Annotated in this window: 11 protein-coding genes and 1 pseudogene; 8 read left to right on the forward strand and 4 right to left on the reverse strand. The window is 73.7% G+C overall.

The features are described 5' to 3' along the window. Positions 1-575: pseudogene (locus MNZ39_RS20580) on the forward strand (hypothetical protein); the annotation flags it as partial. A gap of 88 nt (positions 576-663) precedes the next feature. Next, the gene (locus MNZ39_RS20585; protein WP_242340974.1) at positions 664-2,226 is read left to right on the forward strand and encodes an acyl-CoA carboxylase subunit beta; all 1,563 of its coding nucleotides are present in this window, start codon (positions 664-666) and stop codon (positions 2,224-2,226) included. Between the two features lie 125 nt (positions 2,227-2,351). On the opposite strand, the gene MNZ39_RS20590 is transcribed toward MNZ39_RS20585, so the two are convergent. From MNZ39_RS20590 to MNZ39_RS20600, 3 genes are all read right to left on the reverse strand, one after another. After that, positions 2,352-2,972 carry a DUF2231 domain-containing protein gene (locus tag MNZ39_RS20590; protein ID WP_242340975.1) on the reverse strand — a complete coding sequence of 207 codons (621 nt, stop codon included), beginning with the start codon at positions 2,970-2,972 and terminating at the stop codon, positions 2,352-2,354. Between the two features lie 206 nt (positions 2,973-3,178). Beyond that, positions 3,179-3,382 (reverse strand): cold-shock protein, encoded by a 204-nt coding sequence (locus MNZ39_RS20595; protein ID WP_011984597.1) that lies wholly within the window; start codon positions 3,380-3,382, stop codon positions 3,179-3,181. A gap of 166 nt (positions 3,383-3,548) precedes the next feature. Then, positions 3,549-4,712: a nitronate monooxygenase family protein gene (locus MNZ39_RS20600; RefSeq protein WP_242340976.1), complete on the reverse strand. Its 1,164-nt coding sequence runs from the start codon at positions 4,710-4,712 to the stop codon at positions 3,549-3,551. A 324-nt stretch (positions 4,713-5,036) separates the two neighbouring features. On the opposite strand from MNZ39_RS20600, the gene MNZ39_RS20605 reads away from it, so the two are divergent. The 3 genes from MNZ39_RS20605 (at position 5,037) to MNZ39_RS20615 (ending at position 7,786) form a co-directional block, all read left to right on the forward strand. Then, positions 5,037-6,371, forward strand: a complete 1,335-nt coding sequence (locus MNZ39_RS20605) for a hypothetical protein (protein ID WP_242340977.1) — start codon at positions 5,037-5,039, stop codon at positions 6,369-6,371. A 68-nt stretch (positions 6,372-6,439) separates the two neighbouring features. After that, on the forward strand, positions 6,440-7,213 hold the full coding sequence (locus tag MNZ39_RS20610; RefSeq protein WP_242361658.1) for a lysophospholipid acyltransferase family protein: 774 nt from the start codon (positions 6,440-6,442) through the stop codon (positions 7,211-7,213). 96 nt (positions 7,214-7,309) lie between these two features. Then, on the forward strand, positions 7,310-7,786 hold the full coding sequence (locus MNZ39_RS20615; RefSeq protein ID WP_242340979.1) for a DUF2267 domain-containing protein: 477 nt from the start codon (positions 7,310-7,312) through the stop codon (positions 7,784-7,786). A gap of 21 nt (positions 7,787-7,807) precedes the next feature. Here the strand turns inward: MNZ39_RS20615 and MNZ39_RS20620 are convergent, their stop codons facing one another. Continuing rightward, the gene (locus MNZ39_RS20620; RefSeq protein ID WP_242340981.1) at positions 7,808-9,049 is read right to left on the reverse strand and encodes a HAMP domain-containing sensor histidine kinase; all 1,242 of its coding nucleotides are present in this window, start codon (positions 9,047-9,049) and stop codon (positions 7,808-7,810) included. Positions 9,050-9,267: 218 nt separating this feature from the next. Here MNZ39_RS20620 and MNZ39_RS20625 point away from each other — a divergent pair, with 218 nt between their 5' ends. Genes MNZ39_RS20625 through MNZ39_RS20635 form a run of 3 tightly spaced genes read left to right on the forward strand, consistent with a single transcriptional unit; the run spans position 9,268 to position 13,010 of the window. Continuing rightward, a complete protein-coding gene (locus MNZ39_RS20625; protein ID WP_242340983.1) occupies positions 9,268-10,803 on the forward strand; it encodes an acetyl/propionyl/methylcrotonyl-CoA carboxylase subunit alpha in 1,536 nt (511 codons plus the stop codon). Beyond that, complete coding sequence (locus tag MNZ39_RS20630; RefSeq protein ID WP_242340985.1) at positions 10,800-11,312, forward strand: acetyl-CoA carboxylase biotin carboxyl carrier protein subunit; 513 nt, start codon at positions 10,800-10,802, stop codon at positions 11,310-11,312. Before MNZ39_RS20625 ends, MNZ39_RS20630 begins: the two co-directional genes overlap by 4 nt. A gap of 48 nt (positions 11,313-11,360) precedes the next feature. Then, entirely contained in the window at positions 11,361-13,010 is a 1,650-nt protein-coding gene (locus MNZ39_RS20635; protein ID WP_242340986.1) for a methylmalonyl-CoA mutase, read from the forward strand. Positions 13,011-13,083: the final 73 nt, after the last annotated feature.

The following is a 13,083-nucleotide window of genomic DNA, read 5'->3' on the forward strand; positions in this document are numbered from 1 at the left end:
TCGAGGTCGAGATCGACGACACCGTGGTCGCCGAGACCACCCCGCCCGCCGTGCTCGCCGATCGCGCCCTCGACGCCGACCTCGCCCTCGCGGCGGCGGCCTGCGCCGCCCTCGCGGCGCGCCGGCGCGATCCCGGGGTGCGCGAGGCGAGCGAGCGGCTGCGGCGCGCGCTCCTCTCCGGCATCGAGGCGCGAGCGCTCCGCGCGGCGCGAGCGCTGGGCGCGCTCCGCGACGCCGAGGCCATCCCGCTGCTCGTGCAGGTGCTCGAGACGAGCGCCCCCGAGCCCGCCCGGGCCGCGGCGGACGCGCTCGCCGCGATCACGCTGCAGCGGCTCGGCACCGACGCGCGACGCTGGCTCGGGTGGTGGAAGGAGAACCGCGGCCGCGGGCGCGCCGAGTGGCTGTTCTCGGGCCTCACGAGCGCGGATCGCGAGACGCGCGTCGCCGCGGCGGTCGAGCTCTCGAGCGCGGCGCCGGCGCCGGTCGCATACTCCGCCGACCTGCCGTCGGAGGAGCGGGAGCAGGCGGCGCGCGCCTGGGCCGGCTGGTGGACGCGCAGCGGCCACGTCCTGTGAGTGACTGACGGCGCCGGACGCGCCGCTTGCCTCTCGCCGGGGCGGGTGCCTATCCTCCGCCCCCGTCCCCCGGAGCGCGAGGCCCCCCATGGAAAAGCCGGTCGACCCCGATCCGCGCCGCGCCCTCCTCGACGCGCTCGACGCCGAGGCGGAGCAGGGCGGCGGCGCCGAGCGAGTCGCGAAGCAGCACCGGTCCGGCAAGCTGACGGCGCGTGAACGGATCGACACGTTCCTCGACCCCGGCACCTTCGTCGAGCAGGACAAGTTCAAGACGCACCGCTGCGCCGACTTCGGGATGGAGGGGCAGAAGGTCCTCGGGGACGGCGTCGTCACGGGCTACGGCCTCGTGGAGGGGCGCCAGGTCTTCGTCTTCGCGCAGGACTTCACCGTCTTCGGCGGCTCGCTCTCGGGCGCCTTCTCCGAGAAGATCTGCAAGGTGATGGACCGCGCCATGTCGGTCGGCTGCCCGGTCATCGGCCTCAACGACTCGGGGGGCGCCCGCATCCAGGAGGGCGTCGTCTCGCTGGCGGGGTACGCCGACATCTTCCTGCGAAACACGCTCGCCTCCGGCGTCATCCCCCAGATCTCGGTGATCCTCGGGCCGTGCGCCGGCGGGGCCGTCTACAGCCCGGCCATCACCGACTTCATCTTCATGGTGAACGACTCGGCGTACATGTTCATCACCGGTCCGGACGTCATCAAGACGGTGACGCACGAGGAGATCACGAAGGAGGAGCTCGGCGGCGCGCGCACCCACGCCACGCGCTCCGGCGTGGCGCACTTCGCGATCGACTCCGAGGAGGCGACGCTCCGGGCCGTCCGGGAGCTGCTCGGCTTCCTGCCGCTCAACAACGCCGACGACCCGCCCGCGCAGCCGTGCTCGGACGACGTCGCCCGCCGCGACGAGCTCCTGAAGACCGTCGTGCCGGAGAGCCCGTCCAAGCCCTACGACATGAAGGAGGTGATCCGGGCGGTGGTCGACGACCGGCACTTCTTCGAGGTCGCCGAGCACTTCGCGACGAACATCGTGATCGGCTTCGCGCGCCTCAACGGCCGCCCGGTGGGGATCGTCGCGAACCAGCCCGCGGTGCTCGCGGGCGTCCTCGACATCGACGCCTCGGTCAAGGCGGCGCGCTTCGTGCGCTTCTGCGACGCGTTCAACGTCCCCCTGCTCACCCTCGTGGACGTGCCCGGGTTCCTCCCCGGCACCGACCAGGAGTGGAACGGGATCATCACGCACGGCGCGAAGCTCCTCTACGCGTTCGCCGAGGCGACCGTCCCGAAGGTCACGGTCATCACGCGCAAGGCGTACGGCGGCGCCTACGACGTCATGGCCTCGAAGCACATCCGCGCCGACGTGAACTTCGCGTACCCCTCCGCGGAGATCGCCGTGATGGGGCCGGAGGGGGCCGTGAGCATCATCTTCCGCAAGGAGCTCTCGGCCGCGAAGGACCCGGTCGCCGAGCGCGCGCGCCTCGTCCAGGAGTACCGCGACAAGTTCGCGAACCCGTACAAGGCGGCGGAGCTCGGCTACGTCGACGAGGTGATCAAGCCGGAGGACACCCGGCCGAAGGTGATCCGCGCGTTCGAGATGCTGCGCACGAAGCGGCAGGAGAACCCGGCGCGGAAGCACGGCAACATCCCGCTCTGAACGACGGCGCGCGGGTCGCTCCCCCGGGGGTCGCGCGTCGAGCCACGTCTCGACCGTGGCGTCCCCGGCGGACTCGCTCCGCCGGCAAGGTCTCCGGATCGGGATCCGCCGTCCCCCGCTGACGGTCAGTGAAGCTCCGGCTCCTCCGCGCCCGTCCCGGCCTCGGCGATGGGGCCGAGCGCGCTCCGCTCCACCCGCTCGCGACCGCTGACCGCGCGGTACGCGCGCCGGACGAGCCAGCCGAGGCCGCGCACCGCGTCTCGGCCGAGCCGCTCCACCCCCTCGGCCGAGAACAGCGCGGGCGCCTCCGCGGCGGCGCCGCCGAGGACCTTCACGCCGGCGCCGTGCGTGTACACGAGCTCTCCGCCGAGGTAGGCCGTGTAGGTGGCCGCCCCCGCGGCCAGGAGCCCGCTCGCCGCGGAGGTCAGGTTCGCCGCGTTGCGCGACCGCCAGGCGGAGATCCCCACCGCAGCGACCACGATGGCGAGGTTCCCGAGCCCGTGGGTGAACATCATGTCCCGGGCGTGGCCGCTGCGGAGCTCGATCTCCTGCGAGGCGGCCATGCCGGCGAGGCCGGCGAGGAGGCCCGCCGACGCCGTCGTCCACCAGAGGTTCCGGCCCAGGCGGTCGAGCCGAAGGTCGCGCGGGCGGAGGGCGGCGGCCAGATCGACGAGCGCGCTGGCGGGCAAGAGGACGAGCGGCGCGTGGACGAGGGACGGGTGAAGCTCGTGCGTGCGCATCGACATGGGCGGACCTCCGCTCTCACGCTGCGGCGCGTCGCCTGCCGCCGCAATGGAGCCACGCTCGCCCCGCCGCTCGCCCCGCGGGCGCTCTCCGCTGCGCCTCGCCCCTGACGTTTCACGGCGCGTGACGATCGGTCCCTCCGAAAGGCGAGAGCCCGGCCCCTTCGCAGAGGAACCGGGCTCCGTGCCGACCGAGCTGGGCGGGCGATTTACGTCTTCCGCACGTTCGCGGCCTGCAGGCCCTTCGGGCCCTTCACGACGTCGAACTCCACCTTCTGACCCTCGGCGAGGCTCTTGAAGCCGTCGCCCTGGATCGCGCTGTAGTGGCAGAAGACGTCCTCACCACCGTTGTCCTGGGTGATGAACCCGAAGCCCTTCGCGTCGTTGAACCACTTCACGGTGCCAGTCGCCATTCAACGTCTCTTTCGCTGTTTCGATCGCCGGGATGACGCTCGGTCCACCCGACGAAAAGGTGGACCAAAATCCTGTATCCGAAAAATTCCGTATGGTCGAGATGCGACGGCCCGTCCGGGCGACGCCCGTTGACCCGCATCAAATGGAGACGGTGGGTCCGGGTAGCTACGCGACCGCGGCCGCGCTGGCCGGCGTGTGCTCGAACGCGGAGCCCTCGGTCGCGAGCCGCGCCTCGAGGTCGGCGAGCAGCGCCGCCGCGGTCGGGAGCGCGGTGACGTCGCGATCACCGATCCGGACGAGGCTCTGGCCCGTGTAGAAGAGGCCGTTCTCGGTGTCGCCCTTCACCGCCGCGGCGAGCAGCGCGTCGGTGATGCAGAAGCTCTCCTTGAAGCCGCTCGTGCGGCACACGCAGAGCCCGTCGCCGAGGCACTCGATGCAGGCCTTCTTGCGGCCCATGTAGCCTTCCTTGCCGAACCACCACGCCTTCGAGCGGGGCGGGACCGCCTCGCCGCGCGCGAGCTTCTCGGTGAAGGCGCTCCGCACCGCCCGCGCCTTCATCCCCTTCACGCAGCTCGTGATGATCGCCACGTCGGGCTCGCGCTTGCCGAGGTGCATCGCCTTGAACGCGGGGTGAACGTCGCCGTCCGCGCAGGCGAGGAACCGCGTCGCGAGCTGGACGCCGGCCGCGCCGCCCGCCACGAAGCGCGCGACGTCCGCGGCGTCCACGCCGCCGGCCGCGACGACCGGCAGCGACGTCGCCGCGAGCACCTCGCGGACGAGCGCCGGGAGCGGGTGGCCGATGTCGCCGATGTGCCCGCCCGCCTCGGCGCCCTCGGCGACGACGAAGTCCGCGCCCCACTTCTCGTACATCGCCGCGAGCCGGCCGGAGGACACGATCCCGGCGAACGGCACGCCGCCCTCCCTGCACCAGCGCAGGATCTCGCGGGAGATCCCCGCGCCCTGCACGAGGAAGGAGACGCCCTCCTCGATCGACACGCGCGCCAGGAGCTCGAAGTCGCCCTTGTTGATGGCCGCCATCAGGTTCACGCCCACGAACCCGCCCTGCGAGTCCTGGCGGGCGCGGCGGATCTCGGCGCGGAGCTGCTCGGGCGTCTTGAGGACCGCGGAGATGGTCCCCACGCCGACGAGGCGGGCGCCGCGATGGGCGGCGACCTTGCCGGAGAGGCCGTCCGAGGCGTTGATGCCCATGCCGCCCTGGACGAGCAGGCGCCGCCCGGACCTGACGATCTCCGCGATCGTCTGGCGATCGAGGCGCGGCAGCGGCGCGGAGGTCTGCTCGGCGTGCGGCGACGCGGGCGTGGCGGACATGCGTGGGCTCCTTCGCGCCGGGTTGAGGGACGGGGCGCGAGCGGGCACCCTACGGCTGCGGTGTCACCCGACGGTCACGGCCCCCGTGGCAATCGACCGACGCGGTGCGTAGCCGGAGGCCCCTGACGCGACGCGGCGGCCGCTCCCTCGCCCGGGCGTCCGCCTCGCTCGCCGAGCGCGAGAGAGCTCGGCGCACGGGTGGCGTCTCGCGCTTGTGATGCTGGGCGATGCGATATCGAAGGCTCCCGAGCGAGCCCGCGAGCGCGCGCTCCCCCCGCGACGCTGACGCCCCCCGGTCGGTGGGATACGCTCGGCGCCCACATCATGACCCACCCCTCGTCCTCCCCCATGCCGCTCGTGGTCGCCGTCGAGATGGGCTACGGCCACATGCGCGCCGCGATGCCGCTCGCCGACGCGCTCGGCACCGAGGTGCTCCAGGTGGATCGCGCGCCGCTCGTCGCGCCGGGCGAGGAGCGGCTCTGGCAGCGCGTCCGCAGCACCTACGAGGGCGTGTCGCGCCTCTCGCAGGTGCCGTGGGTGGGGGCGCCGCTCCGGCGCGCGCTCGAGGCCGTGACGGACATCCCGCGCCTCCACCCTTACCGCGACCTCTCGGCGCCGACCCGCGGGGTCGACACCCTCGACCGGCTCGTCCGGAAGCGCCAGCTGGGCCGGGGGCTCGTGGCGGAGCTGCGCCGGACCGGCGCGCCCCTCCTCACCACCTTCTACTCGCCGGCGATCGTCGCGGACGCCGCCGGCCTCGAGCGGATCTTCTGCGTCGCGACGGACTCCGACCTGAACCGCATCTGGGCGCCCGCCGAGCCGCGCCGCACCCGCATCCACTACCTCGTCCCGACCCGCCGCGCCGCGCGCAGGCTCCGCTCCTACGGCGTGCCGGAGGACCGGATCACCTTCACCGGCTTCCCGCTCCCGGAGACGCTCGTCGGCGGGCCCGCGCTCGGCGCGCTCAAGGCGAACCTCGCTGCGCGCGTGGTGCGGCTCGATCCCTCCGGGGAGTTCCGCCGCACGATCCCGGAGGAGCTCGCGCACTTCCTCGGCGCCCTCCCGCGCGAGGAGGAGGGGCAGCCGCCGCTCCTCACCTTCGCGGTGGGCGGCGCGGGCGCGCAGGCGGGGATGGCGGCGGAGCTCCTGCCCGGCTTCCGCCGCGCGCTCGAGGCGGGGACGCTCAGGATCTGCCTCGTGGCAGGCGTGCGCGCCGAGGTGGACGCGCGCTTCCGGGAGATCGCCCGGCGCGCGGGGCTGGAGCCGCTCCTCGGCGGCCCGCTCGACATCCTCCTCGCCCCGACCTTCCGCGAGTACTACGACCGCTTCAACGCGCTCCTGGCGCGCACCGACGTCCTGTGGACGAAGCCCTCCGAGCTCACCTTCTACGGCGCGCTCGGGCTCCCGCTCGTGCTGGCGCCGCCGGTCGGGGTTCACGAAAGGTACAACCGGCGCTGGGCGCGGGAGAGCGGCGCGGGCCTGAAGCAGCGCGACCCGCGCTTCGCGGCGGAGTGGCTCGGCGACGGGATCGCCGACGGCGTCCTCGCGGCCGCCGCCTGGGCGGGCTACATGCGCCTGCCGAAGTTCGGGCTGCACCGCATCCTCGAGGCGGTCGGCGCGACGCCCGAGGCGCGCGTCGCGGGCCCCGCCGGCGCGTGACGCCGGAGGTGCGGCGCCCGTCCGGCCGACGCTTGCCGCCGCCCCGGCGCCGGAGCAGGATGCGCCCCGTGCTGCGCGCCTTCTCCCTCGTGTACTGGGTGTTCTTCGCCGCCACGCTGCCGGTCCTGTTCCTCGGCGCGATGCTCGTCTTCCTCCTCACCTCTCCGTTCGACCGGCGGCGCGTCGCCGTGCACCTCTACTCCTGCGCGTGGGCGACCTTCTACGTCGTGGCGAACCCGCTCTGGCGCGTGTCGGTCGAGGGCCGGGAGAAGCTGCCGTGGAAGGGCGCCGCCGTCCTCGCCGCGAACCACCTCTCCCTCCTCGACATCCTCGTCCTCTACGGGCTCTTCCGGCCCTTCAAGTGGGTGTCGAAGGCGGAGGTCTTTCGCGTGCCGTTCGTCGGCTGGAACCTCTGGCTCAACGACTACGTGCGCGTGAAGCGGGGCGACCGCGAGTCGATCCGCGAGATGATGGACCACTGCCGCGCCCACCTCGCGCGCGGTACGCCGGTGATGCTCTTCCCCGAGGGCACGCGCTCGCGGGACGGACGGCTCGGGGCGTTCAAGGACGGCGCCTTCCGGCTCGCGATCGAGGCGGGCTGCCCGGTGATCCCCATCGTGGTCAGCGGGACGGGCGACGCGCTCCCGAAGCACGGCCTCGTCCTGCGCCAGCGGATGCGCGCGCACGTCCGCGTGCTCGACCCGCTCGACCCGGCCGAGTTCCCGACCGCGGACGCCCTGCGCGACGCGACGCGGGCCGCGATCGCGGCCGCGCTCCCCGAGGCGAACCGGCCGTCCGGGCCGCTGCGCGTCCCACCGCCCCGGGTGCCCGAGGCGCGCTGACGGGAGGGCGACCGCCCGACCGCGTCTCCCGCCTCGCCTGCGGAGTCCGCGGTCCGGGGTGCTGCCCCGCCCGTGTGCGACGCACATCTTTCCGGCATGACGGACGGATACCGGGTGTCGGGCGGGCACGGAGACGCCGTGCCCGGAGCGCTCGGTCCGAGCGACCTCGACGGCCGCGCGGAGTGGGTGCACGTCGACGGGCGCGGGATCGCCGAGCGTCTGGAGGCGCGGCTCGGCTCGGAGGTGGATCTCCGCAAGATCCTCTTCGGCGTGCTCGTGCCGCTCCTCGGTGCGCTGCACGGCGAGCCGCTCCGCGCGATCGCCGCGCGGCTGCCCCACGCGCTCGCCCGCGAGCTGCTCGACGAGGAGGACGGCGCGGTGCGCGGGCGCATCGGGGCCGGCGAGTACCTGCGCGACGTCGCGGAGCTCGTGCAGCACCCCCCGCGCGCCGCCGCGATCTACGCCGGCGCGGTCCTCGCCGCCGTCCGCGAGGCGCTCCCGGCAGAGACGGCGGCGGAGGTGGAGCGGCGCCTCCCGCCCGAGCTCCTCGAGCTCTGGCGCGACGCGCGCTGACGCCTGCGCCCGGCGGGGCCCTCAGCTCGGCCGCGCCGCGCAGCGCCGCGGGAGGTGCACCGTCACGGTCGTCTCGCCCTCGACCGAGCGCGCGGCGATGTCGCCGCCGTGCCCGCGCACGATCTCGCGCGAGATGTAGAGGCCGAGCCCGAGGCCCGAGGCCTTGCGGCTCTTCTCCTCGGGTCCGCGCGAGAACGGCTCGAAGAGGTGCGTGAGCACCTCCGGCGGGATCCCCGGTCCGCCGTTGCGCACGTGCAGGAGGACCTGGTCCGGCTCGTCCCCGTCCACCTCCACGCGCACCGGCACCGCGGGATCGCCGTGGTCGATGGCGTTCGAGACGAGGTTCGAGACCACCTGCTCGAGCCGATCGGGATCCCACTCGCCCGCGGCGTCGCCGTGGATCGCGATCTCGACCGTGCGATCGCTGTTCACCGCGCGGAGCTCGTCCACGACCTTGCGCGCGACGGCGTCGAGGCTCGCCGGGCGCGGGCTCACCGGGATCCCGTTGCCGAGCCGGGTCCGGGTGTAGCTCAGCAGATCCTGGATGATGCGGCCCATCCGACCGGCCGACGAGCGCGTCCGCTCGATCGCGCGGGCCTGCCAGCCGGCGAGCCCGCCCTTCGTGTGCAGCAGCGACGCCGACATGTGGATGGCGCCGAGCGGATTGCGCAGATCGTGGCCAACCACGCCGAGGATGAAGTCCACCGTCCTCCGCCGGGTCTCGAGGTCCGCCTCGGCGCGCCGGAGCGTCTCGCGCGCGTCCTCGTGCGCGCGGCCGAGCCGGTCGCGATCGAGCGCGCGCGCGGCGCGATCCGCCGCCGCGCGGAGGAGCAGGAGCGCCTCCGCGTCGAGCGGGGCGTCGCCGCGCGTGCCGGCGAGGAGCGCGCCCGCGACGGCGCAGCCCACGAGCGGTGTCCCCGCGCCGTGGCGCGTGCCGGGAGGGAAGGGCGCCCCGGGCCGCGGCGCGGTGCGCGGCGTCCCGGCGGCGACCACCTCCGCGGCGAGCCCGCCTTCGACCTCCGCGGGTGCGCCGTCGTCGAACCCCACCTGCGCGAGGACCTCGAGGCGATCTCCTTCGCGCACGACGAGCGCCACCGAGTCGATCGCCGGCACCGCGTCGGCGAGGGCGCTCAGGAGCCGGCGGAGCGCGCGCTCCTCGGGCTCCACGGCGAGGAGCCGCTCGAGGCCGTCCGCGAGCCGCGCGCGCGACCGCTCCGACGCTTCGCCCTCGCCCGGGGCGGGCTGCGTGACGTCCTCCGCCATCGTCGCCTCATCGTGGGCGCGCGGCGGCCCCCGGGGAACCCCCCGGTCCGCGCGCCGAGGAGCGGAGCGCGGAACGATCGTTCCGGACCCGTGGAGTCGATGTGGGGAGAGCCTTTACCTGCGCGTGCACGCGCAGGTATCGTGACCCGCTCCCCCAGCCGCTCTCGCTGCCCCGTGCCGGGTCGAGCCCCGACCGTTTCCCCCTCGAGGCCCGCGAATTGAGCCCCAAGACGCGCATCCGCAAGGTCCTCGTCGCGAACCGCGGCGAGATCGCGGTGCGCGTCATGCGGACCTGCCGGGAGATGGGCCTCGCGACGGTGGCCGTCTACTCGGACGCGGATCGCGGGGCCCTCCACGTCCGCAAGGCGGACGAGGCGGTCCACGTCGGGCCGTCCCCCGCGCGCGACAGCTACCTCGTCGTCGAGAAGCTCGTCGACGCCGCGAAGAAGACGGGCGCGGACGCCCTTCACCCAGGGTACGGATTCCTCTCCGAGAACGCGGCGCTCGCCCGCGCGTGCGCGGCGGCCGGCGTCACCTTCGTCGGCCCGCCGCCCGAGGCGATGGAGACGATGGGCGTGAAGACGGTCGCCCGCCGCCACATGAACGCGGCGGGCGTGCCCACGGTGCCCGGGTCCGAGGGGCCGATCGCCGACGAGCAGGAGGCGAAGGCCTTCGCGGACGCGCTCGGCTACCCGGTCATGATCAAGCCGGCGGCGGGCGGCGGCGGCAAGGGCATGAAGAAGGTGGAGCGCGAGGCGGACTTCCTCGCCCTGTGGGACTCCGCCCGGCGGGAGTCCGCCGGCGCCTTCGGCGACGAGCGGCTCTACCTCGAGAAGTTCCTCGACGAGCCGCGCCACGTCGAGATCCAGATCTTCGCCGACGAGCACGGCGACGCCATCCACCTGGGCGAGCGCGAGTGCTCGGTGCAGCGCCGCCAGCAGAAGGTCGTGGAGGAGAGCCCGAGCTGCATCCTCGACGAGCGGATGCGGCAGGCGATGGGCGAGGTCGCCGTGCGGGCGGCGAAGGCGGTGGGCTACCGCGGCGCCGGCACGGTCGAGTTCCTCGTGGACGCGGCGCGGAGCTTCTACTTCCTCGAGATGAACACCCGCCTGCAGGTGGAGCACCCGGTGACCGAGATGATCACCGGGCTCGACCTCGTGCGGATGCAGCTCGAGGTGGCGCGCGGCGGGCGGCTGGTGCCGCAGGAGGCGGTCGCACGCCGCGGCCACGCCATCGAGGCGCGCATCTACGCCGAGGACCCGGGGCGGGGCTTCCTGCCCTCGCCGGGCAAGATCACCTACCTGCGCGTGCCGGGCGGCCCCGGCATCCGCGACGACTCGGGCGTGTACGCGGGCTGGGTCGTGCCGCAGTACTACGACCCCCTCATCTCGAAGCTCGTCGCCTGGGCGCCGACGCGGGACCAGGCCATCGAGCGGCTCATCCGCGCGCTCGGCGAGTACACCGTCCACGGCATCACCACGAACGTCGCCTACCTCGCGGCGGTGCTCGATCACCCCGCCTTCCGCTCGGGCGCCTACGACACCCAGTTCTGCGAACGCTACGCGGCGGACCTCGTGCGGCCCCCGGATCCCGCCTTCGAGGACGTGGCCCTCATCGCCGCGGCGGTCGAGGCGTACAAGCGGGATCGCGCCGCAGCGGAGGCGTCCGTGGCGCGCGCCGGCTCGGTGGCGGCCAGCCGCTCGAACTGGGCGCGGCTCGGGCGCGCCCGCGCGCTGCGCGGAGGTGGCGCGTGAGCCGCTACGTCGCCCTCCTCGACGGCGGACGGCGCGAGGAGCCGATCGAGGTGAGGCAGACGGCGCCCGGGCAGTTCGAGGTGCGGCTTCGCGGGCGGGTGCACGTCGTCGACGCCTTCAGGCACGACTACGGCACGCTCTCGCTCATCGTGGACACCGCGAGCTACACCGCCATGCTCGACGAGCGCGACTCGCACGTGCGGGTGCGGGTGCGGGACTCGGTGTATCCGATCGAGATCCTCGACGAGAAGAAGCTCCGCATGCGCCGCGCGGCCGGCGGGTTCACGGTCGAGGGCCGGCAGACCCTCGCCGCGCCCATGCCGGGCAGGATCGCGAAGGTGCAGGTGAAGGTCGGCGACGCGGTGCGGGAGGGGCAGGCGCTCCTCGTCGTCGAGGCGATGAAGATGGAGAACGAGCTGCGGAGCCCGAAGGGCGGCCGGGTGGTGGAGGTCCTCGTCACGGAGGGCCAGGTCGTCGAGGGCAACGCGAAGCTCTGCGTCGTGGAGTAGCGAACTCTTCCGCGGGCACGACGCCCGCGAGCGCGTCGAGGGACCGACATGGCGGACGAGAAGAAGCAGCGCTGGCTCGAGGGCACTTACGGCAAGGCCGTGAAGAAGGGGCCGGAGCGGCGCGCCCGCTTCGAGACGACGAGCGGCATCCCGCAGCAGCCCGTCTACGTCGCGGGGGACGCGCGGCCGGGGCTGGAGGAGCGGCTCGGGCTGCCCGGCGAGTTCCCCTTCACGCGCGGCGTGCAGCCCACCATGTACCGCGGCCGCTTCTGGACCATGCGCCAGTACGCGGGGTTCGGGACCGCGGAGGACTCGAACCGCCGCTACCACTACCTGCTCAAGTCCGGGCAGACCGGCCTCTCCGTCGCGTTCGATCTCCCCACGCAGATGGGCCGCGACTCCGACCACCCGCGCGCGCGGGGCGAGGTCGGCAAGGTCGGCGTCGCGATCGACTCGATCCGCGACATGTCGATCCTCCTCGACCGGATCCCGCTCGGCGAGGTCTCGACCTCGATGACCATCAACGCGACCGCGGGGATCCTGCTCGCGCTCTACCAGGCCATCGGCGAGAAGCAGGGCGTCGCGGCGGCGGACCTCCAGGGCACGATCCAGAACGACATCCTGAAGGAGTACGCGGCGCGCGGGACCTACATCTACCCGCCCGAGCCGTCGCTGCGGCTCATCACCGACATCTTCGCGTACACCGCGAAGGTGATGCCGAAGTGGAACCCGATCTCGATCTCCGGCTACCACATCCGTGAGGCGGGCTCGACGGCGGTGCAGGAGGTGGCGTTCACGCTCGCCGACGGCATCGCCTACGTCGGCGCCGCGGTGAAGGCCGGCCTCGACGTGGACGCGTTCGCCGGCCGGCTGTCGTTCTTCTTCAACGCCCACAACGACCTCCTCGAGGAGGTCGCCAAGTTCCGCGCGGCGCGGCGGCTGTGGGCGCGCATCATGAAGGAGCGCTTCAAGGCGAAGGACCCGCGCTCGATGATGCTGCGCTTCCACACCCAGACCGCGGGCTCGATGCTCACCGCGCAGCAGCCGGACAACAACATCGTGCGCGTCACCCTCCAGGCGCTCGCCGCGGTGCTCGGCGGGACCCAGTCCCTGCACACGAACTCGCGCGACGAGGCGCTCGGGCTCCCCACCGAGGAGTCGGCGCGCATCGCGCTGCGCACGCAGCAGATCATCGCGAACGAGTCGGGCGTCGCCGACGTCATCGACCCGCTCGGCGGGAGCTGGGCCATCGAGGCGCTCACCGACGACATCGAGGGGCGCGCCGAGGAGTACCTCCGCAAGATCGACGACATGGGCGGCATGGTCCACGCGATCTCGCAGGGCTACGTGCAGCGGGAGATCCAGGACGCCGCCTACGCCTGGCAGCGGCAGGTGGAGGCGAAGGAGAAGGTCGTGGTGGGCGTGAACGCGTTCCGCTCCGACGATCCGCCCGTGACCGTCATGAAGGTGGACCCGGCGCTCGAGGCACGGCAGGTCGCGTCGCTCGCGGCGTTCCGGCGGGAGCGGAGCGCCACCGCCGTGAAGCAGGCGCTGGAGGGGGTGCGCACGGCGGCGAAGGGGAGCGAGAACCTCATGCCGCCGATCCTCGCCGCCGTGAAGGCGGAGGCGACGCTCGGCGAGATCTCCGACGCGCTGCGCGAGGTCTTCGGCGAGTACCGGGAGACGGTGGTACTCTAGCCGGCCGGTGAGCGACGGGAACGGGCAGGGGAAGGGGGCGGGGCCGCAGCATCCGACGGACGCGGCGCCGCCG

It is taken from the genome of Anaeromyxobacter sp. SG66 (genome assembly GCF_022690805.1).
In the GTDB taxonomy this organism is placed as follows: Bacteria; Myxococcota; Myxococcia; order Myxococcales; family Anaeromyxobacteraceae; genus Anaeromyxobacter; species Anaeromyxobacter soli.

Excerpts from the sequence above, each read along its gene's own strand:
- MNZ39_RS20590 (WP_242340975.1), bottom strand. The coding sequence starts at position 2,972 with ATGTCGATGCGCACGCACGAGCTTCACCCGTCCCTCGTCCACGCGCCG.
- MNZ39_RS20620 (WP_242340981.1), bottom strand. The coding sequence starts at position 9,049 with ATGGCGGAGGACGTCACGCAGCCCGCCCCGGGCGAGGGCGAAGCGTCG.
- MNZ39_RS20615 (WP_242340979.1), top strand. The coding sequence starts at position 7,310 with ATGACGGACGGATACCGGGTGTCGGGCGGGCACGGAGACGCCGTGCCC.
- MNZ39_RS20600 (WP_242340976.1), bottom strand. The coding sequence starts at position 4,712 with ATGTCCGCCACGCCCGCGTCGCCGCACGCCGAGCAGACCTCCGCGCCG.
- MNZ39_RS20635 (WP_242340986.1), top strand. The coding sequence starts at position 11,361 with ATGGCGGACGAGAAGAAGCAGCGCTGGCTCGAGGGCACTTACGGCAAG.
- MNZ39_RS20585 (WP_242340974.1), top strand. The coding sequence starts at position 664 with ATGGAAAAGCCGGTCGACCCCGATCCGCGCCGCGCCCTCCTCGACGCG.
- MNZ39_RS20595 (WP_011984597.1), bottom strand. The coding sequence starts at position 3,382 with ATGGCGACTGGCACCGTGAAGTGGTTCAACGACGCGAAGGGCTTCGGG.
- MNZ39_RS20605 (WP_242340977.1), top strand. The coding sequence starts at position 5,037 with ATGACCCACCCCTCGTCCTCCCCCATGCCGCTCGTGGTCGCCGTCGAG.